Here is a 23,584-nt window from a genome sequence, read left to right as displayed (position 1 = left end):
GTGTCGGGATTTAAGAGGTAAAGAGGCTGACATATGGAAAGGCTGCTGATTATAATATTATTTACCGCCACCATTCATATGGTGGATACCCTTTCTTACTCGGTGCGCCTTGCGGGCATAAGAACCAAAAGACTTGCCATGGCCATATCCCTGTTCAATATTATTGTGCTCATATCGAGGACGGCCAACATGGTCCAGGCGCCCCTTCTGGGCAGCATAGTGGACAGGGCCATCATTGAAGGGAGCGCGGGCTTGCTGCTTGGCGATTTCCGGTGGATAATATTTTCGGCAACGATGGGGAGCATTCTGGGGGCTGTGCTGATACCCAGCTTTGTTGAAATCTTCTCCAGGGGGATAATAAAGCTGGAACAGGCGGGCTCAATACCCCAGCTGCTCGGGCAAATCTATTTTCAAAGGCCGCTGGGGAAAATAAGAAAAAGCCTCAAAAGACCCAGTCTCTCTCTGCTTCGAGGGTTGAGGCTCGAAAAAATTCCTCCCACTTTTTTAATTTTAAATCTCATCATAACATCCATATCGACCATCGGTGTCCTGGCAGCCATTTACGCCGGTGCTCTGGTGCCGCGGTACCGCATTACCGCCAGTCAGCTTTCGGGCATAATCAACGGAGCCGCGACCATACTCCTGGCCATTGTGGTGGACCCGCAGGCCGCCATAATTACCGACCAGACCTTGCAGGGATTAAGGGAAAGGCAGGAGGCCAATACCATGGTGGCTTTTCTGGTGGGAGGCAAGATACTTGGTACGGTTCTGAGCCAGCTCATATTTTTGAAAGCGGCGGAATTCGTGGTATTAATTACGAAGCTGATCGTCTGAAAGTATTGTAAGCGGCTGGGAGTAATTAAAAAAGCGGGGTATAACCCCGCTTTTTTACATCAGGAAAAGCACCGCGACTATGGTGGAGACAATCATGCCGACGATGACGGGTATGAAGTTCTTTCTGACGAGGTCCAGGACCGGTACTCCCACGATGCCGGCCACAGCCACCAGGGAACTCCAGGCTATGATGGTGCCGCCGCCGGACCAGATGGCTCCGATCTGACCTATGGCGGCCAGGGTCGAGGCTACCGTTTGATTTCCACCGGCCATGGCTCCGGCGAGGGTTCCGGTCATGGGAAGGCCTGAAAACCCGGACCCGTCAAGACCGGTGATGATGCCGAGGATTAGCATGCCGAAGGCGGACAGGAATCCCTGGGGCGGGATGGCCTGGGCGAGCATCTTGCCGATGTCGAAAAGGTAGCCCGGCGCGCCTTCTCCCATGATCTTCACCACGGCTTCGGGGTTGCCCAGGAAGAAGAACCCGGCTATGGGGAGAATCTGGCCCATGACTTTGAAGGCGAATACAAGCCCGTCGGTCAGGTGGTCGGCTATCTTGTCAAGACCTCTCACGCCTTCCACAAGAAGTGTTGCCACTGTCATGATCAGGATGGCGGTCCCGCCGAGGAGGGCCGAGGCGTCGCCGCCTTTGATGTTAAAGCGGAACATAGCAAATATTACGGCAGCCATGGAGATGATCAGCAGCCACACCAGGAACGGAGCGTAAGCCTGACCCTGCTTTTCCTTAGCCTGCACCTGCATGGCCGGATTTACGTCGCTGGAAGAGGCCATTTCTCTAATACCATCGGCCTGGAATTTGGCTATGTCTTTTCTCATCATGAAATATGCAAGTATGATGGCCACAATACCCGTTACCAGTGACAGTACGGCGGCGCTGCCTGTCACCATCGGGACGGGGACGCCTGCGGCTTTGGCGGAAAGGCCGGGTGCGCCCTGGATAACCATATCACCTGAAAGGGCCATCCCCTGACCGGCCAGTGCCAATGCCACGGCTCCGGCCATGGGCGGCAGTCCGGCTTTTACGGCGGCGGGTACCAGCAAAGCGCCTATAAGCGGAACCGCCGGCGTGGGCCAGAAAAACAGAGAAATAATATAGGTGGAAACAATTATAACGATATAGCTGATAAGAGGAGATACCATCAGTTTCTTTAGAGGCATGACCAGCAACTCGTCGGCTCCTGTCACGCTTAAAGACTTTAGCATTGCCACCATGAGTCCTATAATTACGAAAATGCTGCCCAGTTCAGTGAGAGCTATGATATTGGCATTAAAAACCGTTGTCACGGCTCCCACAAGAGAACCCTTAAAGATAAGCCCGATTAAGAAAGTGGAAACGATACAGGGGATTAAAACATTGCGCCGGAAAATCATTGTAAGCACAACCACAAGAGTTCCCAATGCATAAATCCAGTGAGCAAGGGTCATTTTCTAACCTCCAATCACTTTTTTTCTGAACAATACACAACTTTTCACCGGTACATATGAGGCCTTTGAAGTCGTTTATTATAATTGACGCCGATCACCCCCTCCACCGCGAGGGCAAAATGGATAATCCATCCAGCCGCTCATCAAAGATGAGCATATAGATGTTATATATATTCTACAGCAAATTAAGAATTCCTCTTTTATGTCATAAATTTTTTAATAAATATAATTATGAATCGATAACGATTATCGTTGCTTTTTAAACTAAGGGCAATATTGTGTCGGCCTATATATGAGGGTAGCCTGGGTGTGGCTCGGGCTGAGGTGGTTATGCGGCGGTTAAAAGCAGGATATCATAAGTTGCAATACCCGCCGGTATAAAACGGCATGAATTCATTCAGCTTAAAATTATTGACTAAGAGGCCAAAATAGAGTAAAATTGTAAACGCGGAATATTTGAGCAGTATCAAGAACTGCCATGTAGTAATGGACTAATATGAACTGCATATTTTAACAACTTTAAAACAGGCTGATGTGGCTCAGTGGCAGAGCAGCGCACTCGTAATGCGCAGGTCGAGGGTTCGAATCCCTCCATCAGCTCCAAATGAAAACCAAGCCCCGCAAGGATTTGCGGGACTTTTGAATTTCTAACCAAAACATAGTTAGAAGCCATTCTTCTAACATTCTTCTAACGTGATTTTGAAAATAGTTTTTCAGCGAGCTTCTCCGCTGCTTCTTTTTGCATATTGGGGAGCACATGAGAATAAGTATTTAAAGTAATTCTGATATCGGTATGACCCAACCGCTCACTTACGACCTTTGGATTTACACCTGCCTCCAAGAGCATAGTGGCGCTGGTATGTCTCAGATCATGGAAACGGACCGGTGGCAAGTTCAATTCTTTTAAAAGCCTTGGGAAAACATGAGAAATGTAATCCGGATCTAGGAGCTTTCCATCGGGCCAGGTACAAACAAAACCGAAGTTTTCTACGTGATATTCAGGTCCAAAAAGAACCCTGTTTTTCTTCTGCTCTTGCCTATATTCTTTTAAAAGTGATATAGTAATATCATCCAGTGATATAGGCCGGCGGCTTCCGGCTGTTTTTGTTTCTCTTAAAACCAATTCTCCATTAATCCGCTGCAATTGTCGTTTAATTTGCAAAGTACCGGTATTAAAATCAATATCCGGCCATTGAAGACCGCAAATTTCTCCCCGCCTCATCCCTGTCATTACTGCGAGGAGAACTGGAATATATAAAATATGGTTTTGCTCTTTTAAATATTGTATTAGCTTGTCTATGTGTTCGGCAGATAATACCGTAAAATCGCTTTTATTAGCGCTGGGAGGTTCAACATTATCAGCAGGGTTGTGCGATATAAATTGCCATTTTACCGCTTGTTTTAATGCTTTATGGATCACTCTGTGGTGATAAAGAACTGTAGAAGCAGAAAGTTTTTCAATAACTTTGGAATAGTGAGATTGAAGATGATATGGCTTTAAATCGCTCAATTTTATGCGTCCAAATTCCGGAATAAAATAGTTGTTAATGATTTCAAGATATCTTATTTGTGTTCTGGGGGCCAGTTTTATTTCAACGTAATCATGAAACCATTTATTTAAATATTCAGCAACGGTGATTCCTTTATTATCAATATATTCACCAGCATTAAATTGCTGTATGAATTCCGCCAGGGCCTCTTCTGCAAGTTTCTTTTTATCATAACCTTTGGACCATTTCTGTTTCCGCTTTCCATCAATTTTGCCTATATCGACTACAAAATACCACTTATTGTTTTTCTTTGTGATATGGCCACGCAATAATAACACCCCCTGTTTTTCGATTTTAATTCTTTTATTTTCTTTCTCCACAAGTATAAGATATCCACATTCACCTTAAAAAGGCACTTCTGTTTCATCTATTGTTTGTTCAAATTCTATCTCTTCTTTCTCTTTTTTCCAGTCTTTTAATAATTTTTGATCATAAAAAGTAGTCGTATTACCACACATAGGGCAGAATCTAGCATTACTAACGGGTTTGTAACCACAGCCAGGCTTAAAATCATTATCTGAGCACTCTTGAATTAAGTATGTACCACATATTTTACAGTATTTATCTTCAGCATCAATTTCTTCATTTTCACATCTCGGGCATATTAATGCCCTATTATTTTCGTCTAAAGGCACTCCTTCACGATATTTCATATATCCCTCTCCCCATTTTAGTTTATTTCCACATATCGGACAATAAACGGATTCTTTAGATATAAAACCGTAGCCGCATACTGGGCAATATTTTTGGTTAATAAAATCAAAAAAGTTTCGATAAATAATAGAACCTTCATCAATATAAATCCTATTAATTCTTAGATCAAATAATTGAGATGCCCTTGTTTTAGCTGCATGTATTGATAATCCGCAATACTTTTTAATTAATTCATAATTTGTCCATTTTAATGTTAAAAGAACAGAATAAGGGCTAAGGATTTCAGAAGCAAAAATGTTTGCTTCTTTTTCAAGCATTTCATATTCTTTTTTATTTAAGCCTCCCCTTGATAAAATCGTATGATTGAACTCTTCCAGATGTTTTAAATAAATATGGCCAATCTCATGCATTAAAGTAAATCGTATTCTGCCACTTGAACGTATTTTATCATTATATGCTATTGAATATAAACCGTTTTTATATATCGTAAATGCATCTTCACTTCCGTATGCTTCAATAATATCTTTGATTTTAACTTTATGTTTTCTTGCATAAAACTCATAAGTGCGCAAAGTCCATTTCTTTTTATTAATAATTTCGAGGGGTTCAACTGGTAATTTTTTTATATCGAATTCGACTATAAAATCCGCTATTTTATCATGAACATAGTCATGACGATAATTAATTTTCCCCATTTTTGTCTTTTTCAGCCTCTTCAGCCATGGACTCTGCAAGCTTAAATAACAATTCTCTTTTTTCAGATGAAAGATTTTTAAAAGCGCGGGCTATAGCACGTATTTCTGCATCTTCTTTTTCTTCAAGGCCTAAAAGATAATCGGTTGTTACATTAAAATATTCGGCGATTTTATTTAAAACTGTATAACTTGGATTCCTTACGCCAGTTTCATACATACCTATCATAGAAGTTGTAACGCCAATAATTTTACCCAATTCCTCTTGTGTCATTTTCCTATTTAATCTTAATTCTTTTATTCTCTTTCCTATCATAATTTTTACCTCCTAACAACTATTAGTTTTATTATAACTATTAGTTATAATAAAATCAATCCAACTAATAGTGATAAAACGAGCAATAAAGAGCAAATAAAAGAAAATAGCTGGTAAATTCTCACTATCAGTTGTAGTAACTCTTGATAAATACAACTATTAGTGTTAATATAATATTTGAAAGGAGGGAAAATAATGGCAAACCATATAACAAAGTTAAGAAAAAACGCAGGTTTTAAAACTGCTAAGATTGCGGCTAAAGCACTTGGCATCAGCAGCGGTATGATGTACCAAATGGAAGGCGGCCATAAAAAACCAAGTCCGGAACTTGCTATAAAAATGTCTAGTTTATTCAAATGTACTTTAGAAGATATTTTTTTACCATTTAATACAACTAATAGTTATAAAAAAGATGGTTTGAATCAGCATCTCAATAAATTCATTGAAATAAAATCAAAAAATAAAGAAAGGAGTGCGGTCAATGGGTGAAGTTGTTAGGTTACATATTGATAATCGGGAACACGAATTAACAATCAAAGAATATCAAGGCCAAAGGGTAGTAACTTTTAAAGACATTGATGAAGTTCATGGAAGACCTGACGGAACAGCTGGAAGAAACTTTAGAGAGAACAGAGATAAATTTATCCATAACGAGGATTATTTTTATCTCACAGGTGAAGAATTAGCGGCTTATAAACAGACGACGAATTTCGTCGGCAGTAATGCAAAAGAATTAATTCTTATCACCGAATCCGGCTATCTTATGCTTACCAAGTCATTGAATGATGATCTTGCCTGGCAGATCCAACGCCAATTAGTAAACACATATTTTAGGGCAAAAGAAGTTACCAAAATTACCACACTTAATGAATTTAAACAAAAAGAAATCGAAGTACGCCTTAAAAACGCTCGGGCTAGAGAAGCCAACATTTTACTTAAAATAGCGGACAAGCCCGAAGTTCCATCTGAATTTAAGCAAGTTCTATATTCATACGCCAGTCAAATTATTACTGGCCAGCCTTTACTCCCCCTGCCAAAAACCGAAAAGACTTATACCGCGGAAGAGATAGCAAAAGAATTAGGCATATCCGCCAACAGGGTCGGCAGGATCGCAAACAAACACGGTATCAAGACACCTGAATACGGTATATATGTATGGGACAAATCCCCGTACTCACCAAAACAAGTACAAGCCTGGCGGTATAACGAAGCTGGCAGAGAAAGAATAAAGGAATTAGTCAACAGCGGGGAGGGTATTTAAAGTGCTTGAAGAATATCCCGCAGTTTTAACCGTGTCGGATATACAAAAAATTCTCCGTATTGGTCGGTGCTCAGCATATGAATTAATAAATACACCCGGTTTTCCGGTAAAGAAAATTGGGCGAGCGATACGAATTCCTAAGACTGCATTTATCGAATGGTTAAAGGATTGCCAACAAAATACAAATCATACATTAAAACTTGTTAAAAAGAGGGCATAACTGATAAAAATAGTTGAATTGAGCAAAGGGGAGGCAAACAATATGGAAATAGCAATATCAAAAAGAGAAAAAGAACTACTGGGTGATAACATAACCTTTAAAAAAGTTATTTTAACTGACTTCCAGCTTGGATATTTGGAGAACATCCTTGAAGAATACGCTGACAATGAAACAGTAAAAGCAATACTTGAGAACCTGAATCGAGAGGGCAAGTAATGATAAGCAAAATTCTTTGAGCCGAAAGTGGACGAGGGGGGAGGTGAGAAGGATGGAAAAGACACTGGAACAGCGAGTAGAGGAATTAGAAAAGAGATTGGCAGAACTTGAGGATAAAGCCATTTCTAAAACAATCACCGTAAATCTTTCGAGTGAAAAACTTATAGACAAGTTAAACGAACTCTCAAATCAAATTCAGCTTTTATCAAAAAGGGTGCCGATGAACTAATCACAACCTAATTATCTAAACTTTTTCAACGTTTTTTCTAAGTCTTTCAAAGACTTGTTAAAGTCTTTTAGGGCTTTATTGCTGTCACGAATTGATTTTTCAGTAGTTGAATCATGTTGTAATTCAAACTTAGCTTGGCAGGCTGGGCATTGAATTACAGAATGATTCTTTAAAACTTTACCAAATTTGATTTTAAAGGTTTTCTTGCAATTTGGGCACTGAACTGTGAACGGTTCATCACCGAAAAAATCGTTCAAGTCAAAAGACAATTTAATCAACTCCTTTATCGGCACCCTTAATACTATTTCTACATTGATAAGGCAAATCCTGTAAGTTGACTAAAAAGAGGGAGGTGAGAGGGGTGGAAGAAGAAATGATACGGTTTAGGTATATTACTGATGACGAAAGAAAAAGAGATAAATTCCGTAAGCTGGTAGCTTTAAAGAATTTATCTCGGGAGGATCTGGTTTTAATATTAACATCCATTAGCCTAAATTTTGATATTTTTCCACAAGACTTGTTAGAGAAGACTCTAGGAATTCAAAAGTTAAGAAATACAAAAGAAAAACCAAAAAAAGTAAATTTAAAAAACATTACAACAAAGGCTTTAATCGAAGAATTACAAAGTAGAAAAGGAATAGAAAAAATATCCTTAGGGCAACCTTATTCACCCTACGAATTAAGAAAAAAATATGTTCCTTACCGATCTTCTGATGGAACTCGAGGGCTTGTTACTTCCGGTATTGTTCTCTTAATTTCTCCAGATGTAATAAATGATTAGAAGCACAATAAAAACACCATACAGTAGAAAATGTCTCAATAACATTTGACCCAAAATTTTTACTAATAAGGTATTCATGAATATATCCAAAATCATCTTCTTCAGGAAAATCAGGGTTGCTTAAAATATCTCGAGCTAAGTCACCTATAGGAAGATCCACGTCTTTAAAATTAGCAATCCAGGTTTTAAAAGTCCACGGAATTGGAATCCCACCGGATATTCTTGAAATATTCATCTTAATAGATCACCTCCTCTCCAAAAAGATTTTACCACAGAAAGGAGGGCAGTGATTATGTTTAAGGAAGAACTCGAAAGAGAAATTAATGGCATCACTCAACAGCTTAATGAGTGTAATCAAATCATGGCTCTAGCTGTTGAGGCCGCTAAAAAAGCAGACAAGCTCCGAATAGAATTAAAAAAACTTATGATTGAATACCTGAAAATTGATACAGCAAAAGCCGAAATAAAATCACTTTTTATATTTAAGGGCAAAACAAAAGACCTTCTCAAAGAGCTCCGGCAAGAGCTTGAGAAGGCATAAAACCACTCACCCTCATTTTACCACTGGTAAATGAGGGAATCAAGGGAGAGAAAAAAGTGATAAGAAAAGACGTAAACAGTTTTTCTACCAAAGAAAACTGGTATGCCCTGATTATAGCGATCCTCGGAAATTGTATTCCTGAAGTAGCTTTCAAAAAACTTGAAAGCAACCATCCCGACAGGGTTAAAATGCAATATACAAAGGCAGACCTGGAAGATATATACAAGATCAAAAAGTCCGGCGTAACATATACAGAACTGGCCGACATATATTGCACTACTCCCTACAGTCTATACCACATCTTGAACAGAGCAAAGAAAAAAGGGGTAATTTCAGAAAGAAGAGAGAACGAAATCGAATGCCAAAGCAAGATATAAAGAAGGTATTACCTTGACAAGGGTTATTCAAAAATAACGAGCTTGTCGGGATTTTATGCCCGATAGAATTAAAAAAGTAAATCAAAAGGAGAGAGAAACCGTGGATATGAACATCAGTATAAAAATCGATGCACCTGAATTGGCAGGTGCCATTCAAGCCCTGGCCGCAGCTTTACTTGAAATGTCCAAACCTGTATCTGAATCCATGCCAACACCTGAAACAGAACCCACACTTGAATCTACTCCAGCACCCACTCAAGTACCGATAACAAAAACTGTACAAGCATCGAATCAAACATTTACAAAACCGGCAGAAACCCTCACCCACACCATAACCCTGGAAGAAGTCAGGGCCAAACTTGCGGCGCTGTCCCAATCCGGCAAACAAGCGCAGGTAAAAGCACTCATTACCAAATTTGGAGCTAAAAAACTAACTGATATACCACCTGAAAAATACCCTGAGCTGCTAGCCGAAGCGGAGGGGTTATAATGGCGGACCACGCAATCCTTTCCGCCTCGGGATCCGAAAAATGGCTGACCTGCACACCCAGCGTCAGACTGGAACAGCAATTTCCTGAAGAAACAAGCGAGTATGCGGCGGAGGGAACCTTCGCCCACTCGCTGGCAGAATTGCATTTAAGACATTATCTGAATCCCAATAAAAAAACCAGATACCTTCGAGAATTGAAAAAAGCGCAGGAAAATCCATTCTACTCTCAAGAGATGGAAGATTACATCCAAACTTATATAGATATAGCAATTGAAAAAATTAATGAAGCTCGTGCCAGATCTAATGATGCTGTAATCCTCCTTGAACAAAAACTTGACTTTAGCCCCTGGGTGCCGGAAGGTTTCGGCACCGGTGACCTGGTTATAATTGCAGACGGGATTCTGGAGATCGTTGACCTTAAATACGGGAAGGGAGTGCCGGTCTCAGCGGGAGGAAACACGCAAATGCGGCTCTACGGCCTGGGCGCTATAAATCAGTTTAACTGCCTCTACGACTTTGATACTGTGCGAATGACTATCGTGCAGCCGAGACTTGATAGCATATCTACCGATGAGGTTACAGTAGAAGAACTTTTGACCTGGGGAGAAACCTACGTCAAGCCCAGAGCAGAGATGGCATTTAAAGGAGAAGGAGAATTTGTCGCCAGCGAACACTGCCGATTTTGCCGGGCTCGGTTCACATGCAGAGCACGGGCAGAGGCAAACCTGGAGCTTGCAAAATATGAATTTCGAGAACCGGCGTTGCTAACACATGAAGAAATAGCCGAGATCCTGTTCAAAGCTGAAGAATTACAATCCTGGGTCACCGATATAAAAACCTATGCACTTGATCAAGCAGAAAATCATGGCGTAAAATTCCCGGGCTGGAAGCTGGTTGAGGGTAGAAGCAACAGAAAATACGCTGATGAAGACGCCGTAGCCCAAACCCTCATTATCGAAGGCTATAAAGAAGAGGAGATTTACACTAAATCTCTACTCGGAATCACCGCCATGGAAAAGCTCCTGGGCAAAAAACGCTTTGAAGAACTTCTCGGTGAATTCATCATTAAGCCGGCAGGTAAACCCACTTTAGTGCCGGAGAGCGACAAAAGACCAGAAATATCTTCCGTTGCTTCGGCAGTGGAAGATTTCAAAGAAAATATTATATGAGAAGGAGAAATGCGAGATGGCAATCACAAATTCAGACACCAAAGTAATTACAGGGAAAGTGAGATTCAGCTACTGCCATATTTTTAAGCCGGTAGCAATATCAGAGGGGCAGGAGCCCAAATACAGCGTATGCCTGCTCATACCGAAATCAGACAAAGAAACCCTGAAAAAAATTAAAGCAGCAATTGAGGCGGCCAAACAATTAGGCGTCAGCCTATGGGGAGGAAAGATACCGGCCAATCTAAAGCTACCCCTCCGGGATGGAGACGAAGAAAGACCGGACCAGCCGGAATTCCAGGGTCATTATTTCCTTAACGCTACGTCAAAACAGAAACCCGGTATCGTGGACAGACAATTAAATGAAATAATTGACTCCACCGAGGTTTACTCCGGCTGCTACGGGCGGGCAAGCATCAATTTCTATCCATTCAATCAGGCAGGAAATAAAGGTATTGCCTGCGGCCTCAATAACATCCAAAAGCTGGCCGACGGAGATTACCTGGGCGGCCGAAGCAGGCCTGAAGACGATTTCGATGTAGTCGAAGACGAAGAAGAAGAAGACTTTTTAGGTTGATAAGCTATGCGCGTATTGGGTATTGATATCGAGACATATTCCAGCGTGGACCTCGCCAGATGCGGGGTCTACGCCTACACAGAAGCACCAGACTTTGAGATACTTCTTTTCGGATACGCCTTTGGCGATGAACCGGTGATGGTCATTGACCTGGCTCAAGGAGAGCAGCTACCACCAGAAGTTTTTGAAGCCCTCACAAATCCAAACATAATCAAAACCGCATATAACGCAAATTTCGAAAGAACCTGTATAGCAAAATATTTCAGAATCTCAACACCACCAGAGCAATGGAGATGTTCCGCAGTCCACGCCCTTACTCTTGGCCTTCCAGGACACCTCGAAGAAGTAGCCAAAGCCCTCAAACTGGAACAGCAAAAAGACGCTGCGGGTAAAGCGTTAATACGATATTTTTCTATACCCTGTAAACCAACAAAATCAAATGGGATGAGGACCCGAAACCTTCCGGAACATGCTCCGGAGAAATGGAAAAGATTTATAGAATATTGCCGGCAGGACGTAGAAGTGGAACGGGCCATAAGAAAAACCCTGGAAAAATATCCGGTCCCAGAAAAAGAATGGAAACTCTGGCAGCTGGATCAACGAATAAACGACAGCGGCGTTATGGTGGACCTGGAGCTGGTCCGAAACGCCATAACCTTTGACACTACATATCAGAAAAGACTTGAAAAAGAAGCCATCACACTCACCGGCCTGCAAAATCCCAAAAGCGTGGCCCAGCTAAAAACGTGGTTACAAGAGACTGAAGGCGTAGAAATAGAGAGCCTCTCAAAAGAAACAGTGCCGGTGCTATTGGAAAAAGCAGGATGCGAAACAGTTAAAAGAGTGCTGGAAATACGACAGGAGATGGCGAAAACCTCGGTCAAAAAATATCAGGCGATAGACAGAGCCGTCTGTCCTGACGGTAGGGTCCGGGGCCTATTGCAATTTTACGGAGCCAACCGGACAGGTAGATGGGCGGGAAGATTGGTGCAAGTGCAGAACCTTCCGAGAAACTCAATGCCGGACCTTGACCTGGCCAGGCGTTTATTGAAAGCCGGTGAATATGAACTTTTAGAACTACTATATGATAGTGTGCCGGAGGTCCTTTCTCAATTGATTCGGACAGCCTTCATTCCATCCCCCGGCTCTCGGTTCATAGTATCCGACTTCTCGGCCATAGAAGCCAGAGTAATCGCCTGGCTTGCGGATGAGAAGTGGAGAATAGATGTGTTCAACTCACACGGAAAAATCTATGAAGCTTCAGCCGCTCAGATGTTCAAGGTTCCGGTCGAATCTATTACAAAAGACAACCCACTCCGCCAGAAGGGCAAAATCGCAGAGCTGGCCCTCGGTTACGGCGGCAGTGTAGGGGCGCTGGTCGCAATGGGGGCTCTCAAAATGGGGCTAACGGAAGAAGAACTTCCAGAACTGGTGGCCACATGGAGAGAGACAAACCCAAACATAGTCCAGTTTTGGTGGGACGTAGGAAATGCGGCGATAAAAGCAGTCAAAGAAAAGACGACCGTTTCTCTACACCACGGCATAGATTTCTCATATGAGTCTGGCGGGTTATTCATTAGACTTCCCTCCGGCCGCCGGCTGGCATATGTGAGACCAAAAATAGAGACGGACAAGCGTTTTGGCAACCCTATTCTTACCTATGAGGGAGTGGAGCAGGGGAAAAAATCCTGGGGCAGGATAAGCACCTACGGCCCAAAACTGGTGGAGAACATCGTTCAGGCCGTTTCCAGAGACTGTCTGGCCGAAGCCATGCTCAGGTTAGATGTTGCGGGATATAAGATAGCTTTTCATGTTCACGACGAAGTGATCCTTGATGTGCCCAACGGCTTTGGCTCCCTGGAAGAAGTATCTGAAATTATGAGCCAACCCATCCCCTGGGCTCCGGGATTACCCCTTAGGGCGGATGGCTTTGAGACTGACTACTATATGAAAGACTGATGGTCTTTCAAGAGGTGATACCTTGATTAATCAAAATCCAGCAGCAAACCTGAAAATCAAATATGACGGCCCTCTCACTATTGCCATCGGCCGAAGCCGAAAGGAAACAAACTGGAAAAATCGAGAAATGCTGTGGTCACAGTTAGTTGAACGACTCAGCAAAACAACCCGGACGGGTGAAACGTACGAAGAATATAAAAAAATGACTAAAGCTCAGCAGGATGAAATTAAGGATGTCGGTGGCTTTGTAGGTGGAACCCTGAAAGGCGGCCGGCGTAAAACAGATTCTGTGGTTTGGCGGCAGGTGGTGACTCTCGATGCAGACTACATAAAAGGCGATTTTTGGGCCGCTGTGGAGACTATGTTAGGCTGTGCGTGCGTCGTATATTCCACCCACAAGCACAGCCCTCAAAGCCCCCGCCTGCGTCTCGTTTTACCACTTTCCAGGCCAGTGGCCCCGGATGAATATCAGGCCGTGGCCAGGCGCATTGCCGGCGATTTGGGCATAGATTTCTTTGATGATACCACCTACCAGCCCCACAGGCTTATGTATTGGCCGTCTACATCTCAAGATGGGGAGTTCTTCTTTAAATACCTGGATGAACCCTGGCTGGATCCTGACGAAGTCCTGGCCCGATATCCGGACTGGCGGGACCCATCCTACTGGCCGGAATCCTCCAGGACGAAAGAAGAACGAAAGAAGCTGGCGGAAAAGCAGGGGGACCCATTGGAAAAACCGGGCATCGTCGGAGCATTCTGCCGCACCTATACTATTTCAGCGGCTATAGAAAAATTCTTGAGTGATATATATGCTCCTGCGGGGGAAGGGCGATACACCTACATCCCCGGTTCCACTACCGGCGGCCTGGTGCTTTACGATAACGACAAATTCGCATATTCCCATCATGCCACCGACCCCATCAGCGGAAAGCTGGTTAACGCCTTTGACCTGGTGCGGCTGCACAAATTTGGAGAATTGGACGACGACGCAGATCCAGGGACTCCGACAGTAAAGCTGCCATCATATATGGCAATGCTAGATTTTGCCCGGAATGATGAAGCCGTTAAGCTAACAATGGGGGAAGAAAAACTTATTGAGGCCCAAAGTGAATTTGAAGGCCTGAAAGTTGATACTGGGACCGATGCAAAATGGCTGACAAAATTAGAAACCGACCGAAAGGGACGGTATTTAGCCACAATTGACAATGTCGTACTAATACTTGAAAACGACCCAAACCTAAAAGGGAAAATCGGCCTGAATGAGTTTACAAAAGGGCCTGTCATCCTGGGGGATTTGCCCTGGCATAAAGTAAAAAACACGGAAGATGGGGATCCGTGGAAAGACAGCGACGATTCAGCTTTACGGCATTACATAGAAACGATTTACGAAATATCGACACCTACAAAAATAAATGATGCTCTAAACGTCATCCAGGAAAGACACCGCTTTCATCCAATCCGGGATTATCTAGACAATCTTGTTTGGGACGGTATCCCTCGTGTGGACACATTACTTATTGATTATTTGGGGTCCGAAGACACGGAATACACCAGGGCCGTAACGAGGAAGACTCTGGCAGGGGCTGTCGCTCGAATATACCAGCCAGGGATTAAATTCGACTATATGCTGGTCCTGGTGGGGCCCCAGGGCATAGGGAAAAGCCTCCTCATTAAAAAGCTAGGCCAAAGGTGGTTCTCAGACTCTATCAATACCGTCCAGGGAAAAGAGGCCTATGAGCAGTTACAGGGCGCGTGGATAATTGAAATGAGCGAACTGGCGGCCACCAGAAAGGCGGAAGTCGAATCAATAAAGCAGTTCATCAGTAAGCAGGAAGATATATACCGTGTAGCCTACGGCCGGCGGGTATCGAGGTTCCCCAGACAATGCATCTTTATCGGTACTACTAACGACCAGGAATTTTTAAGGGATAAAACCGGGAACAGGCGATTTTGGCCGGTGGATGTCGGAATAATAGAACGGAAAAAAAGTTTATGGAAAGATATGGACCAGCATGAAATTGACCAGATATGGGCTGAAGCTGTGCAGATATATAAAAATGGAGAACAATTGTGGTTAGATACTGAACTCGAAAAAATAGCCATACAAAAACAGGAACAGCATACGGAAGAAAGTTCGAAAGCCGGCTTGATACAGGAATACCTGGACACCTTGTTGCCTGATAATTGGGACGAGCTTGATATAGGCGCCAGGCGGCGGTATATCCATGGGACCGAATTCGGAGAGACGCAGAAAGGAACGATACGACGGGACCGAGTATGCGCAATGGAGATATGGGTTGAGCTTTTCGAAGGGGATCCAAAACAGCTTACCCCTGCCCAAGCAAGAGAAATTAATGACATCCTCCGGCGGATGCCTGGATGGAAACCATATACCGGAGGAACAGGAAAACTAAAATTCGGAAAACTTTACGGCCTTCAACGAGCTTTTATCAGGGATGAAAATTCCATAAATTAGGGTATCCTTAAAGGCGTTCATGCGTATACATGCGTATCCATGAAAACCTTAAGGATACGTATCCTTGGTATCCTTGAAAAATTAAAAATCTCTATAGAAATAGAAATTATAGAAATCAGCGTATCCTTGCGTATCCTTAAAATCGGTCATGGATACGGTTAAGGATACGGCTCGAAATCAACAACCATAAGGCTTTAAAGGTAATCGTATCTATAATATCCTTATTTTCTATATAGGGATATACAAAAATAAAATATATAAATATATATGTACTCTATAATACGTATATATTATATACACGCGTATATAAGGATATCACGGATACGACCAGGAGGATTTACAATAAATGGAAGAATCAAGACTAGAACGCCGACTCAAAAAAGAAATACAAGAGCGAGGAGGTAAAGCCCTGAAATTCACCTCCCCGGGTGAGGCGGGTATGCCTGACCGAATAGTTCTTCTTCCAGGAGGGCGGGCCGTATTCGTGGAGATGAAGGCTCCAAGCAAAGCACCTAGGTCATTGCAACGAAAGAGGGCTGAAGAGCTTAAAGCGATGGGATTTTCGGTGTATTGTCTGGATTCGGTGGCTGCTATAAATAACTTTATTATGGAGGTTTTTGGGTCGTGAAATTCATTCCGCACACTTATCAAAAATATGCCATACAGCGCATTTTGGAACAGCCGGCTGTAGGATTATTTTTAGACATGGGTATGGGGAAAACCGTATGCGCTCTTACAGCGGCCGCCGAATTGTTGCATGACCGTTTCGAGGTTACCAGGGTGCTGGTGATAGCACCTTTAAGAGTGGCCGAAGATACCTGGAGCCGAGAAGCGGAAAAATGGGACCACCTGAAATATTTGAGAATAGCAAAAGTTTTGGGGTCAGAACAACAGAGAGTAGCGGCCTTGAATTCAGATGCAGATATATATGTCATTAATCGGGAAAATGTAGAGTGGTTGGTAAATTACTTCGGAAAGCGTTGGCCTTTCGATATGGTAATCATAGACGAGCTTTCCAGTTTCAAATCTTCAAAGGCGAGACGGTTTAGAGCCCTTCGTAAAGTTCGACCTCTGATAAAAAGAATTATGGGCTTAACCGGGACGCCGGCACCAAATGGATTGATTGACCTCTGGGCTCAAATCTATCTCCTGGACCAGGGTGAGCGGTTAGGTAAGACCATCACCGGATATCGTGAAAGATATTTTGAGCCGGACAAGAGGAGCCGGACCGTAATATACAGCTGGAAGCCGAAACCTGGAGCAGAAAAAGCAATCTTTGAAAAGCTATCGGATATCTGCGTAAGTATGAGAGCAGAAGATTGGCTTGAAATGCCGGAAAGGATTGACCGGGTGATACCGGTTCAACTGCCGCAAGAGGCACAAGAACAATACAAACGGCTAGAACGAGATCTTTTACTTCCTTTTGCCGATGGGGATATTGTAGCAAATACCGCCGCCGTATTATCTAACAAGCTTTTGCAGATGGCAAATGGAGCCGTCTATGATGAAAATCGGGGAGTTAAAGTGCTTCACAATACAAAATTGGAGGTTTTAGAAGAAATAATTGAAGCGGCCAACGGAAAACCGGTGCTGGTGTTCTATGCATACCGACATGATTTAGACCGGCTGAAAGCGTATTTTCCAAAAGCCAGAACCCTTGATACGGCAAAAGATATAAACGATTGGAATTCCGGGAAGATACCAATACTTTTAGCGCATCCTGCCTCTGCCGGCCACGGATTAAACCTTCAGGCAGGGGGGCATATTATCGTCTGGTTCGGATTGGTATGGAGTTTAGAGTTATACCAACAAGCCAATGCAAGACTATGCAGGCAGGGTCAGACACACAGCGTCATCGTTCATCATCTGGTAGCGGAAGGGACCATTGATGAAGATGTGATGAAAGCTTTAAGTAATAAAGTTAAGGGACAAGATGCACTACTTGAGGCCGTTAAAGCAAGAATTGAAAAATATCAAAAGGAGATGCCAAAATGAGAGATTTTAAAAAAGATCTTGAGTTATGTGAAAAGGCGACACCGGGACCTTGGAAATATGCGAATACAGCCAATATGGGGCACGTTTTACAAATGCCGTATATCAATATACACGGTCAAAAAGTCATGGCGATTATTCTTAAAGAATGGACTCCACTTGAAAATATAAAGGATAATCTTGAATTCATAGTTCAAGCCAGAGAGGGTTGGCCTGAAACTATAAAAAGAGTGATGGAATTAGAGGCAGAAATGAAACGGTTGAAAGTTGAAAAAGAGGTGACAATGAAAAAATGACTAGGATTGAAGATCTTATGATGGCATACGAAAAAGCAAAAGAGCGACTTTATCAGGCTGAAATGAATTTAGATCATATTATAGATCCTGAACTTATTGATGCGGCCATATACGAATATAAAGCCTGTCAAATCCGGCATGATTTTTACCGTAAAAAAATTAAGGAGGCGGTTAAAAGTGGACAAGCTATACCGTGTAATGGGTATATTCAGTTTGGAGGTAGAAGGTGAAGATTTCAGGGAAGTTAGGGAAAAAGCACACAGAATTTTACGAGTGGATGGAATAGAACACAACATAATGAATGTAGAAGAGGTGTCGTCTGATGAGCGAAAATGCAGTCGAGTACAAATGTGATCAAGATAAACCCAGACTTGATTTAGTGCCACCAGGTATTATAGAAGCGGTTGGAGTAATTAGGACGTATGGGATCAAAAAATATAAAGATCCGGAGAACTGGCGAAACGTGGAACCTGAACGATACACAGCGGCACTTATGAGACACTTGTGCAAGTTTTTGAGGGACCCGCATGGCAAAGACAAGGAGAGCGGTCTCCCGCATCTCTGGCATATGGCTTGTAATATAGCGTTTTTAATTGAGCTATATGGAGGTGTAAAGGATGACGGTTGAAGAAATTGACACCATGATTCAAAATCTTGTGAACGAATATAAAAGAATTTACCATAGTCAAAATGGTGTGAGTTTTGAAACACGGCGAAAAATGATGCAGATTGCGTCACAATTATCATTCTTACTTGAAGAAAAAAGGAAACGAGCAGGGTGGGCTGACAAACAGATGAAACCGGAATACATGGAGTATAGATGTTGTATGTGTCCAAATATCAATAAGCCAGAAACACAATGCCCGCCAGGCCCGCTGAAACCTAAAGTAACACCATGCCGATTTGTGAAAACATATGTAGACAACAGAGGTTGGAAATACAGGGTAATGGGCGGCATTGGCGGGGACGTTTACAAAGCAAGATATCAGAAACCGGAGAAAGCTGGGTGGCACTGTATGAGAAATTTAGAGTGGAGAAAGAGCTTCGATGAAGCACAAAGTGACCTGAATATGTTGGCCAAGGCTAAAGGTTGGAAGGAGGCCCAGCCATGTGAATGAGACCTGTATTAAGTTGGTTGCATGTATGATAGTTAATACAATGGCTGGCAGGCAGAAGCAGACTTGGGACCTCTACAAGCAGTACGTTAAAGAGCGGTATTTACATGTGACGATACAAGAGATCCTTGATGCCAAAAATAGGGAGAGGACGGCATGAGATATATACAAATACAACGAAAACATACTGAAAGTTTCATAACAATAGGTGAATACATTAAAATAACGGATCCTGTAATTTATGATAGATTGATAACTTTTATGGCGATTGAAATCATACAAAAAATTGAAGCCTGGAAACGTCTGAGTGATATAACTAACTTAGTTTTGGCGGCGGCTGATGTTTACGGAGTAGACAAGCATTATCAATATATCATGCAGGAGCGACCTAGGCCAGGGCGTGGGGGATTGCTTCCAGGGGAAGGAGATGATGCACTTTGAGTTACAAAGAACTTTTACAGCAATATACGGATTTGCAAGCTGAAATTAAGGATTTAGAAGACCGAATAAGAAAATTAGAAAATCAGGCCGATAAGATTGTTCAGGACAGTGTGATAGGATCTGATCCGCATTTTCCTTACACTGAAAGATCCTTTCACATTGAAGGTTATAGTGTTAAAAAACAACGGAGATTAAGCCGGCTTAAAAAACTTCTAAGTAAGAGAAAAGAAAAATGCGAAGAGATAAAATTAGAGATTGAGGAATTTATAAGCAATATACCAGACAGCAGAACACGACGGGTTTTTCAATATAGATACATTGATAATTTAACATGGCAAGCTATAGCAATGAAACTTGGCAGGGTGCATGAAAGTTATCCCAGAAGAGATATTCATGATAAATATTTAAAAAGTTTATAGTTTCGCCGAATATGCTGAATTAGATATGGTAATATGATAGTAAGTAGAAATGTATAATTAAAATGAGCATCGGGAAACCGGTGCTTTTGTTTTTGCAAAAAAGACAGACCTTTTTATGGTCTGTCAACATTTAGCTTTTCTTTTAAAGCTTCTTGTAATATTTGGGAGAAATTTATTCCTTCCCTTTCTGCTAAGGTATTTAGCCATTCCGGAATTGAAAGAGTTTTCTTAACGGCTTTGTTGTTATAAAACTTGCGGTATTCAAGAGTATCGGCGCCTACCAACGCTACAAAGCCATTATCCACTTTGATACTTTCAGGATTGGAAGGTGCCGGTATTGGTTCTCCCTTTTCTTCCATGTGGTATAAGCATAAGCAAAGAACGTCAGACGCCATATCGTAGGCGTCTTGTAGATTATCTCCTTGAGTGTAGCAGCTTTCCAAATCGGGGAATTTGACAGAATAGCCGTTTTTTTCTTTTACGAAAATAGCCGGAAATACATATTTAGCCATAGTGAGCCTCCTTTTAATTTTGTGATAGATGCGGGATTTATTTCAACCCCGCATCTGTTAGGATATTGTGGAGAGTGCCGGGTTTAATTTCGCTTGTATGTCTTGGTACTGGGAAGTCTTTTCCGGTTATCGGGCTGTGGTAGATGTTATGTCTTTTGCCATGTCTTACGAACGTTATTCCGTTTTGCTTTAGTAGTTTAAGTAATTCGGTTGTTTTCATTATCTTTCCCTCACTCTCTAATTATATTATAATACGTAAAAATACGTATGTCAAGAGGTTTTTAAAGATATTTTGGGATTTTTTTAGTCTATAATATAAGCCAAAAGTCGCAACGGTCCGTGGGAAATAACGGGTCCTTCCAGAGAGGTAGGCCAAATGCGGGTCTGGCGAGGCCCGAAATTTCACCCAGTATGAAACAAAAAAATCATGCAACTTTGCAACTTTTTTGGTGATAGAAAATGGATAAAAAAGTAAAAATCCTTGATGACAAAATTTGCCTCAGTACAGCAGCAATGTGCGAGGTATTCAACATAGATAAATCCACTCTAAAACGCTGGGGAGATGATGGATGCCCAAAAATTGCCCGGGGGTGGTGGCCTCTGGCAGAAGTTTTACGTTGGCGGGGTTTAGTCAGCGCCGGCGGCATACAGACAGAAAAAGACGTGGAAAGGTTATCTCTTCAGGAACAAAAGCTGTATTATGAAGCTAAATACAAACAAGCTCAGTCAGAAGCAGCCGAGTTTAAAAACGCAATACAGAGAGGGGAATATATTCTAAAAGATGACATTATCGCTGAACTCCAGCGATTTTTTATTGTCCTGAAAAGGTCCATGCTTGGCTACAGCAGGAGGATAGCCACAGAGCTTGCCGGTTACGTAGACTCTGTTACCGCCAGGAGGATTGAAAAGATGATAACGGAGCTGACGCTGGATGCCCTTGAACAAATCAGCATTGACGGAGTCTACAAGCCGTCGAAGAAAAAACGTAAAAATTGAATGGCCTCCATGGTTACAAAAAGCTCTGAAGGTGTTTAAGCCTCCTGAGCAGCTGACGGTCTCCGAATGGGCAGATAAATTTCGAATCTTAGATGCAAAGACTTCTGCCGAACCCGGTCCCTGGAGGACGGCAAGGACGCCGTATCTTCAGGGTATAATGGATGCTTTTACCGACCCTGACATAGAAGAAATAATCTTTGTAAAGCCCACACAGGTGGGCGGCACCGAGTGCCTGAATAACATAGTCGGTTATGTCATCGCCCAGGATCCGAGCCCGACGCTGATTGTATATCCCACGCTGGAACTTGCCGAATACACATCAAAAAACAGAATCCAGCCCATGATAAACCTTTGTCCGGTTTTAAAGGAGCGGTATCAGGAAAAAGAGAGTAAAATTCTTGAACTGCAGTTTGACGGCATGTATGTAGTGCTGTCCGGGGCAAACTCTCCGGCATCTCTGGCGTCCAGGCCAATACGATACTTGTTCATGGATGAAGTAGATAAATTTCCGGCAAATTCGGGGAAAGAAGCGGACCCTCGAAGTTTGGCACGTGAGAGAACAAAAACCTTTGCTCACAACAAAAAGATATTTCAAACATCTACTCCTACTCGAAAGAATGGACCTATATGGCAGGAGTGGGAGAACGCTGACGACCAGCGAAGATTTTATGTCCCATGTCCTCACTGCGGCCATTATCAAACATTACGGTTTAAGCAAATTAAGTGGCCTAAACCAGCAGATCAAGACCCCTCTCCGGAGGAAGCCCGGGCCACGGCATATTATGAATGTGAGCAATGCCGTGGAATCATCACCGACGGCCACAAGCCTGGAATGCTCCGAGCCGGCAGGTGGGAGTCCGAGAAAAAAACAGGAACACGTAAAACCGCTTTTCATCTTAACGCAATATATTCCCCCTGGGTGAGATTCGGTGATGTGGCTTATGAATTCCTTAAATCCAAAGACTTCCCTGAGCTTCTAATGAACTTTATAAACTCCTGGCTTGCGGAACCCTGGGAGCAGACGGAGGTCAAAATGAACTCCGATTTAGTGTTACAGCGACAGAGTGAATACGAGGAAGGTGTGGTCCCTGACGGCACAATGCTGCTCACTGCAGGAGTAGACGTTCAGAAGGACCGTTTTTATTATACGATCCGGGCCTGGGGCGCCGGCATGACCAGCTGGAATATAGCCCATGGCATTGCAGAGACCTGGGATCAGATAGAATATATTATGAACCTGCCATATCAGGACCGGCAGGGGAATGTATATCAAGTCAACCTCTGTGCGATTGATTCTGGTGACCGAACCGATGAAGTATATGACTTTTGTGCTTTTAATCAGGAATGGGCGGTGCCCGTGAAAGGGTCATCGAATCCGCTACTTTCTAGATATAAAGTGAGCACAATTGATAAAACGGACAGTAAAGCTCACGGTATGAGGCTATACCTCGTTGACGGCAACCAGTATAAAGACATGATTGCCGGCAGACTGAAACGACCCAATGGCCCTGGTTCCTGGATGGTATATAAAGGCTGTGACCGTGAATATGCTGAGCAGATATGCGCCGAGGAGAAAGTGATTGAAAAAAAGAAAAATGGTACAGAGGTTGAAGTATGGAAGCCCAAAGCCACACATGCGGCAAACCACTATTTAGATGCTGAAGTCTATGCTGCTCTGGCCGCGGACCTTTTGCATGTAAGGTATCTACAACCGGAGGCCAAGCGGGAGCAGCCGGAAATAAATAAAACTCAACCTACAGAACAGCAGAATAATTTTATAAAACCAAATAATAATTGGATACCCCAGAAAGGCAGGTGGTTGTAGTGACAATCCAGGAACAGCTGGATCAGATAAACAAGGCTATAAGTGCCATAGAAAATGGTGCCCAGGAATATAGAATCGGGAGCAGATCTTTACGACGGCCCGACCTTACTATCCTCTATCAGGAACGTAGAGAATTACAGCGACAGCTCTATGAGGAAAACGGTGGCGGTGTCTATGTGGCCGTCTTTGATAGGAGGTGACAG

Annotated in this window: 34 protein-coding genes and 1 tRNA gene; 27 read left to right on the top strand and 8 right to left on the bottom strand. The window is 42.8% G+C overall.

The window, feature by feature from the left end; genetic code table 11:
- Positions 1-33 precede the first annotated feature (33 nt).
- Entirely contained in the window at positions 34-834 is an 801-nt protein-coding gene (locus ACKX14_RS11835) for a lipid II flippase Amj family protein (protein ID WP_422447878.1), read from the top strand.
- A gap of 54 nt (positions 835-888) precedes the next feature.
- On the opposite strand, the gene ACKX14_RS11830 is transcribed toward ACKX14_RS11835, so the two are convergent.
- The gene (locus ACKX14_RS11830) at positions 889-2,280 is read right to left on the bottom strand and encodes a hypothetical protein (protein ID WP_422447876.1); all 1,392 of its coding nucleotides are present in this window, start codon (positions 2,278-2,280) and stop codon (positions 889-891) included.
- Between the two features lie 528 nt (positions 2,281-2,808).
- Between ACKX14_RS11830 and ACKX14_RS11825 the strand changes: the two genes are divergently transcribed.
- Positions 2,809-2,883, top strand: a tRNA-Thr gene (locus ACKX14_RS11825).
- Between the two features lie 85 nt (positions 2,884-2,968).
- Here the strand turns inward: ACKX14_RS11825 and ACKX14_RS11820 are convergent.
- From ACKX14_RS11820 to ACKX14_RS11810, 3 genes are read right to left on the bottom strand one after another with little or no spacing between them, the layout of a single operon-like run.
- On the bottom strand, positions 2,969-4,150 hold the full coding sequence (locus tag ACKX14_RS11820) for a site-specific integrase (protein ID WP_422447874.1): 1,182 nt from the start codon (positions 4,148-4,150) through the stop codon (positions 2,969-2,971).
- Between the two features lie 24 nt (positions 4,151-4,174).
- A complete protein-coding gene (locus ACKX14_RS11815; protein ID WP_422447871.1) occupies positions 4,175-5,179 on the bottom strand; it encodes an ImmA/IrrE family metallo-endopeptidase in 1,005 nt (334 codons plus the stop codon).
- Positions 5,166-5,492: a helix-turn-helix domain-containing protein gene (locus tag ACKX14_RS11810; RefSeq protein WP_422447869.1), complete on the bottom strand. Its 327-nt coding sequence runs from the start codon at positions 5,490-5,492 to the stop codon at positions 5,166-5,168. The genes ACKX14_RS11815 and ACKX14_RS11810 overlap by 14 nt, the downstream gene beginning before the upstream one ends.
- Positions 5,493-5,687: 195 nt before the next feature.
- Between ACKX14_RS11810 and ACKX14_RS11805 the strand changes: the two genes are divergently transcribed.
- The 5 genes from ACKX14_RS11805 to ACKX14_RS11785 are packed head-to-tail and all read left to right on the top strand — an operon-like array spanning position 5,688 to position 7,418.
- Positions 5,688-5,981, top strand: a complete 294-nt coding sequence (locus ACKX14_RS11805; protein ID WP_422447867.1) for a helix-turn-helix transcriptional regulator — start codon at positions 5,688-5,690, stop codon at positions 5,979-5,981.
- Positions 5,974-6,753, top strand: a complete 780-nt coding sequence (locus ACKX14_RS11800; RefSeq protein ID WP_422447865.1) for an ORF6N domain-containing protein — start codon at positions 5,974-5,976, stop codon at positions 6,751-6,753. Before ACKX14_RS11805 ends, ACKX14_RS11800 begins: the two co-directional genes overlap by 8 nt.
- A 1-nt stretch (position 6,754) precedes the next feature.
- The gene (locus ACKX14_RS11795) at positions 6,755-6,973 is read left to right on the top strand and encodes a helix-turn-helix domain-containing protein (RefSeq protein ID WP_422447863.1); all 219 of its coding nucleotides are present in this window, start codon (positions 6,755-6,757) and stop codon (positions 6,971-6,973) included.
- 42 nt (positions 6,974-7,015) lie between these two features.
- A complete protein-coding gene (locus ACKX14_RS11790) occupies positions 7,016-7,189 on the top strand; it encodes a hypothetical protein (RefSeq protein ID WP_422447862.1) in 174 nt (57 codons plus the stop codon).
- Positions 7,190-7,241: 52 nt separating this feature from the next.
- Entirely contained in the window at positions 7,242-7,418 is a 177-nt protein-coding gene (locus tag ACKX14_RS11785; RefSeq protein WP_422447861.1) for a hypothetical protein, read from the top strand.
- A gap of 11 nt (positions 7,419-7,429) precedes the next feature.
- On the opposite strand, the gene ACKX14_RS11780 is transcribed toward ACKX14_RS11785, so the two are convergent.
- Positions 7,430-7,687: a zinc-ribbon domain-containing protein gene (locus ACKX14_RS11780; RefSeq protein ID WP_422447859.1), complete on the bottom strand. Its 258-nt coding sequence runs from the start codon at positions 7,685-7,687 to the stop codon at positions 7,430-7,432.
- A gap of 92 nt (positions 7,688-7,779) precedes the next feature.
- Between ACKX14_RS11780 and ACKX14_RS11775 the strand changes: the two genes are divergently transcribed.
- A complete protein-coding gene (locus ACKX14_RS11775) occupies positions 7,780-8,199 on the top strand; it encodes a hypothetical protein (protein WP_422447857.1) in 420 nt (139 codons plus the stop codon).
- On the opposite strand, the gene ACKX14_RS11770 is transcribed toward ACKX14_RS11775, so the two are convergent.
- Positions 8,150-8,434 carry a YozE family protein gene (locus ACKX14_RS11770; RefSeq protein WP_422447855.1) on the bottom strand — a complete coding sequence of 95 codons (285 nt, stop codon included), beginning with the start codon at positions 8,432-8,434 and terminating at the stop codon, positions 8,150-8,152. The two genes, ACKX14_RS11775 and ACKX14_RS11770, sit on opposite strands and share 50 nt — an antisense overlap.
- Positions 8,435-8,491: 57 nt before the next feature.
- On the opposite strand from ACKX14_RS11770, the gene ACKX14_RS11765 reads away from it, so the two are divergent.
- From ACKX14_RS11765 to ACKX14_RS11690, 16 genes are all read left to right on the top strand, one after another.
- Positions 8,492-8,740: a hypothetical protein gene (locus ACKX14_RS11765; protein WP_422447853.1), complete on the top strand. Its 249-nt coding sequence runs from the start codon at positions 8,492-8,494 to the stop codon at positions 8,738-8,740.
- Positions 8,741-8,796: 56 nt separating this feature from the next.
- Positions 8,797-9,117 carry a hypothetical protein gene (locus ACKX14_RS11760; protein WP_422447851.1) on the top strand — a complete coding sequence of 107 codons (321 nt, stop codon included), beginning with the start codon at positions 8,797-8,799 and terminating at the stop codon, positions 9,115-9,117.
- Positions 9,118-9,223: 106 nt separating this feature from the next.
- Complete coding sequence (locus tag ACKX14_RS11755) at positions 9,224-9,607, top strand: hypothetical protein (protein WP_422447908.1); 384 nt, start codon at positions 9,224-9,226, stop codon at positions 9,605-9,607.
- A complete protein-coding gene (locus tag ACKX14_RS11750; RefSeq protein WP_422447849.1) occupies positions 9,607-10,776 on the top strand; it encodes a DUF2800 domain-containing protein in 1,170 nt (389 codons plus the stop codon). The genes ACKX14_RS11755 and ACKX14_RS11750 overlap by 1 nt, the downstream gene beginning before the upstream one ends.
- Positions 10,777-10,792: 16 nt before the next feature.
- The gene (locus tag ACKX14_RS11745; protein WP_422447847.1) at positions 10,793-11,350 is read left to right on the top strand and encodes a DUF2815 family protein; all 558 of its coding nucleotides are present in this window, start codon (positions 10,793-10,795) and stop codon (positions 11,348-11,350) included.
- 6 nt (positions 11,351-11,356) lie between these two features.
- Entirely contained in the window at positions 11,357-13,309 is a 1,953-nt protein-coding gene (locus ACKX14_RS11740; protein ID WP_422447845.1) for a DNA polymerase, read from the top strand.
- 25 nt (positions 13,310-13,334) lie between these two features.
- Positions 13,335-15,785, top strand: coding sequence for a virulence-associated E family protein (locus tag ACKX14_RS11735; protein ID WP_422447906.1), 2,451 nt, complete (start codon positions 13,335-13,337; stop codon positions 15,783-15,785).
- A gap of 346 nt (positions 15,786-16,131) precedes the next feature.
- Positions 16,132-16,413 (top strand): VRR-NUC domain-containing protein, encoded by a 282-nt coding sequence (locus tag ACKX14_RS11730; RefSeq protein ID WP_422447843.1) that lies wholly within the window; start codon positions 16,132-16,134, stop codon positions 16,411-16,413.
- On the top strand, positions 16,410-17,780 hold the full coding sequence (locus ACKX14_RS11725) for an SNF2-related protein (protein ID WP_422447841.1): 1,371 nt from the start codon (positions 16,410-16,412) through the stop codon (positions 17,778-17,780). Before ACKX14_RS11730 ends, ACKX14_RS11725 begins: the two co-directional genes overlap by 4 nt.
- Positions 17,777-18,073 carry a hypothetical protein gene (locus tag ACKX14_RS11720; RefSeq protein WP_422447839.1) on the top strand — a complete coding sequence of 99 codons (297 nt, stop codon included), beginning with the start codon at positions 17,777-17,779 and terminating at the stop codon, positions 18,071-18,073. The genes ACKX14_RS11725 and ACKX14_RS11720 overlap by 4 nt, the downstream gene beginning before the upstream one ends.
- Positions 18,070-18,303: a DUF2508 family protein gene (locus tag ACKX14_RS11715; protein ID WP_422447837.1), complete on the top strand. Its 234-nt coding sequence runs from the start codon at positions 18,070-18,072 to the stop codon at positions 18,301-18,303. The genes ACKX14_RS11720 and ACKX14_RS11715 overlap by 4 nt, the downstream gene beginning before the upstream one ends.
- A 92-nt stretch (positions 18,304-18,395) precedes the next feature.
- Positions 18,396-18,701 (top strand): dATP/dGTP diphosphohydrolase domain-containing protein, encoded by a 306-nt coding sequence (locus tag ACKX14_RS11710; protein ID WP_422447835.1) that lies wholly within the window; start codon positions 18,396-18,398, stop codon positions 18,699-18,701.
- Entirely contained in the window at positions 18,691-19,191 is a 501-nt protein-coding gene (locus ACKX14_RS11705; protein ID WP_422447833.1) for a hypothetical protein, read from the top strand. The genes ACKX14_RS11710 and ACKX14_RS11705 overlap by 11 nt, the downstream gene beginning before the upstream one ends.
- Complete coding sequence (locus ACKX14_RS11700; protein ID WP_422447832.1) at positions 19,184-19,348, top strand: hypothetical protein; 165 nt, start codon at positions 19,184-19,186, stop codon at positions 19,346-19,348. The genes ACKX14_RS11705 and ACKX14_RS11700 overlap by 8 nt, the downstream gene beginning before the upstream one ends.
- Complete coding sequence (locus ACKX14_RS11695) at positions 19,345-19,629, top strand: hypothetical protein (RefSeq protein ID WP_422447830.1); 285 nt, start codon at positions 19,345-19,347, stop codon at positions 19,627-19,629. Before ACKX14_RS11700 ends, ACKX14_RS11695 begins: the two co-directional genes overlap by 4 nt.
- Complete coding sequence (locus ACKX14_RS11690) at positions 19,626-20,048, top strand: hypothetical protein (RefSeq protein ID WP_422447828.1); 423 nt, start codon at positions 19,626-19,628, stop codon at positions 20,046-20,048. The genes ACKX14_RS11695 and ACKX14_RS11690 overlap by 4 nt, the downstream gene beginning before the upstream one ends.
- A 113-nt stretch (positions 20,049-20,161) precedes the next feature.
- Here the strand turns inward: ACKX14_RS11690 and ACKX14_RS11685 are convergent, their stop codons facing one another.
- A complete protein-coding gene (locus tag ACKX14_RS11685) occupies positions 20,162-20,560 on the bottom strand; it encodes a type II toxin-antitoxin system HicB family antitoxin (protein WP_422447826.1) in 399 nt (132 codons plus the stop codon).
- Positions 20,561-20,597: 37 nt separating this feature from the next.
- Positions 20,598-20,780: a type II toxin-antitoxin system HicA family toxin gene (locus ACKX14_RS11680; protein WP_422447824.1), complete on the bottom strand. Its 183-nt coding sequence runs from the start codon at positions 20,778-20,780 to the stop codon at positions 20,598-20,600.
- Positions 20,781-21,019: 239 nt separating this feature from the next.
- Here ACKX14_RS11680 and ACKX14_RS11675 point away from each other — a divergent pair, with 239 nt between their 5' ends.
- Genes ACKX14_RS11675 through ACKX14_RS11665 form a run of 3 tightly spaced genes read left to right on the top strand, consistent with a single transcriptional unit; the run spans position 21,020 to position 23,581 of the window.
- A complete protein-coding gene (locus ACKX14_RS11675; RefSeq protein ID WP_422447822.1) occupies positions 21,020-21,556 on the top strand; it encodes a hypothetical protein in 537 nt (178 codons plus the stop codon).
- On the top strand, positions 21,492-23,381 hold the full coding sequence (locus tag ACKX14_RS11670; RefSeq protein WP_422447820.1) for a phage terminase large subunit family protein: 1,890 nt from the start codon (positions 21,492-21,494) through the stop codon (positions 23,379-23,381). The genes ACKX14_RS11675 and ACKX14_RS11670 overlap by 65 nt, the downstream gene beginning before the upstream one ends.
- Positions 23,381-23,581, top strand: coding sequence for a peptidylprolyl isomerase (locus tag ACKX14_RS11665; protein ID WP_422447818.1), 201 nt, complete (start codon positions 23,381-23,383; stop codon positions 23,579-23,581). Before ACKX14_RS11670 ends, ACKX14_RS11665 begins: the two co-directional genes overlap by 1 nt.
- Positions 23,582-23,584: the final 3 nt, after the last annotated feature.

It is taken from the genome of Thermorhabdus hydrogeniformans (genome assembly GCF_049310025.1).
GTDB lineage: Bacteria > Bacillota > Thermosediminibacteria > Thermosediminibacterales > Tepidanaerobacteraceae > JBJYKD01.
This window is presented reverse-complemented; position numbering and strand designations above follow the sequence as displayed.

What these genes read in the sequence shown, in the direction of transcription:
- ACKX14_RS11835 (WP_422447878.1), top strand. Translation starts at nt 34, where the DNA reads ATGGAAAGGCTGCTGATTATAATATTATTTACCGCCACCATTCATATG.
- ACKX14_RS11830 (WP_422447876.1), bottom strand. Translation starts at nt 2,280, where the DNA reads ATGACCCTTGCTCACTGGATTTATGCATTGGGAACTCTTGTGGTTGTG.
- ACKX14_RS11815 (WP_422447871.1), bottom strand. Translation starts at nt 5,179, where the DNA reads ATGGGGAAAATTAATTATCGTCATGACTATGTTCATGATAAAATAGCG.
- ACKX14_RS11810 (WP_422447869.1), bottom strand. Translation starts at nt 5,492, where the DNA reads ATGATAGGAAAGAGAATAAAAGAATTAAGATTAAATAGGAAAATGACA.
- ACKX14_RS11805 (WP_422447867.1), top strand. Translation starts at nt 5,688, where the DNA reads ATGGCAAACCATATAACAAAGTTAAGAAAAAACGCAGGTTTTAAAACT.
- ACKX14_RS11800 (WP_422447865.1), top strand. Translation starts at nt 5,974, where the DNA reads ATGGGTGAAGTTGTTAGGTTACATATTGATAATCGGGAACACGAATTA.
- ACKX14_RS11790 (WP_422447862.1), top strand. Translation starts at nt 7,016, where the DNA reads ATGGAAATAGCAATATCAAAAAGAGAAAAAGAACTACTGGGTGATAAC.
- ACKX14_RS11785 (WP_422447861.1), top strand. Translation starts at nt 7,242, where the DNA reads ATGGAAAAGACACTGGAACAGCGAGTAGAGGAATTAGAAAAGAGATTG.
- ACKX14_RS11770 (WP_422447855.1), bottom strand. Translation starts at nt 8,434, where the DNA reads ATGAATATTTCAAGAATATCCGGTGGGATTCCAATTCCGTGGACTTTT.
- ACKX14_RS11765 (WP_422447853.1), top strand. Translation starts at nt 8,492, where the DNA reads ATGTTTAAGGAAGAACTCGAAAGAGAAATTAATGGCATCACTCAACAG.
- ACKX14_RS11755 (WP_422447908.1), top strand. Translation starts at nt 9,224, where the DNA reads ATGAACATCAGTATAAAAATCGATGCACCTGAATTGGCAGGTGCCATT.
- ACKX14_RS11750 (WP_422447849.1), top strand. Translation starts at nt 9,607, where the DNA reads ATGGCGGACCACGCAATCCTTTCCGCCTCGGGATCCGAAAAATGGCTG.
- ACKX14_RS11745 (WP_422447847.1), top strand. Translation starts at nt 10,793, where the DNA reads ATGGCAATCACAAATTCAGACACCAAAGTAATTACAGGGAAAGTGAGA.
- ACKX14_RS11740 (WP_422447845.1), top strand. Translation starts at nt 11,357, where the DNA reads ATGCGCGTATTGGGTATTGATATCGAGACATATTCCAGCGTGGACCTC.
- ACKX14_RS11730 (WP_422447843.1), top strand. Translation starts at nt 16,132, where the DNA reads ATGGAAGAATCAAGACTAGAACGCCGACTCAAAAAAGAAATACAAGAG.
- ACKX14_RS11720 (WP_422447839.1), top strand. Translation starts at nt 17,777, where the DNA reads ATGAGAGATTTTAAAAAAGATCTTGAGTTATGTGAAAAGGCGACACCG.
- ACKX14_RS11715 (WP_422447837.1), top strand. Translation starts at nt 18,070, where the DNA reads ATGACTAGGATTGAAGATCTTATGATGGCATACGAAAAAGCAAAAGAG.
- ACKX14_RS11710 (WP_422447835.1), top strand. Translation starts at nt 18,396, where the DNA reads ATGAGCGAAAATGCAGTCGAGTACAAATGTGATCAAGATAAACCCAGA.
- ACKX14_RS11705 (WP_422447833.1), top strand. Translation starts at nt 18,691, where the DNA reads ATGACGGTTGAAGAAATTGACACCATGATTCAAAATCTTGTGAACGAA.
- ACKX14_RS11695 (WP_422447830.1), top strand. Translation starts at nt 19,345, where the DNA reads ATGAGATATATACAAATACAACGAAAACATACTGAAAGTTTCATAACA.
- ACKX14_RS11685 (WP_422447826.1), bottom strand. Translation starts at nt 20,560, where the DNA reads ATGGCTAAATATGTATTTCCGGCTATTTTCGTAAAAGAAAAAAACGGC.
- ACKX14_RS11680 (WP_422447824.1), bottom strand. Translation starts at nt 20,780, where the DNA reads ATGAAAACAACCGAATTACTTAAACTACTAAAGCAAAACGGAATAACG.
- ACKX14_RS11675 (WP_422447822.1), top strand. Translation starts at nt 21,020, where the DNA reads ATGGATAAAAAAGTAAAAATCCTTGATGACAAAATTTGCCTCAGTACA.
- ACKX14_RS11670 (WP_422447820.1), top strand. Translation starts at nt 21,492, where the DNA reads ATGCCCTTGAACAAATCAGCATTGACGGAGTCTACAAGCCGTCGAAGA.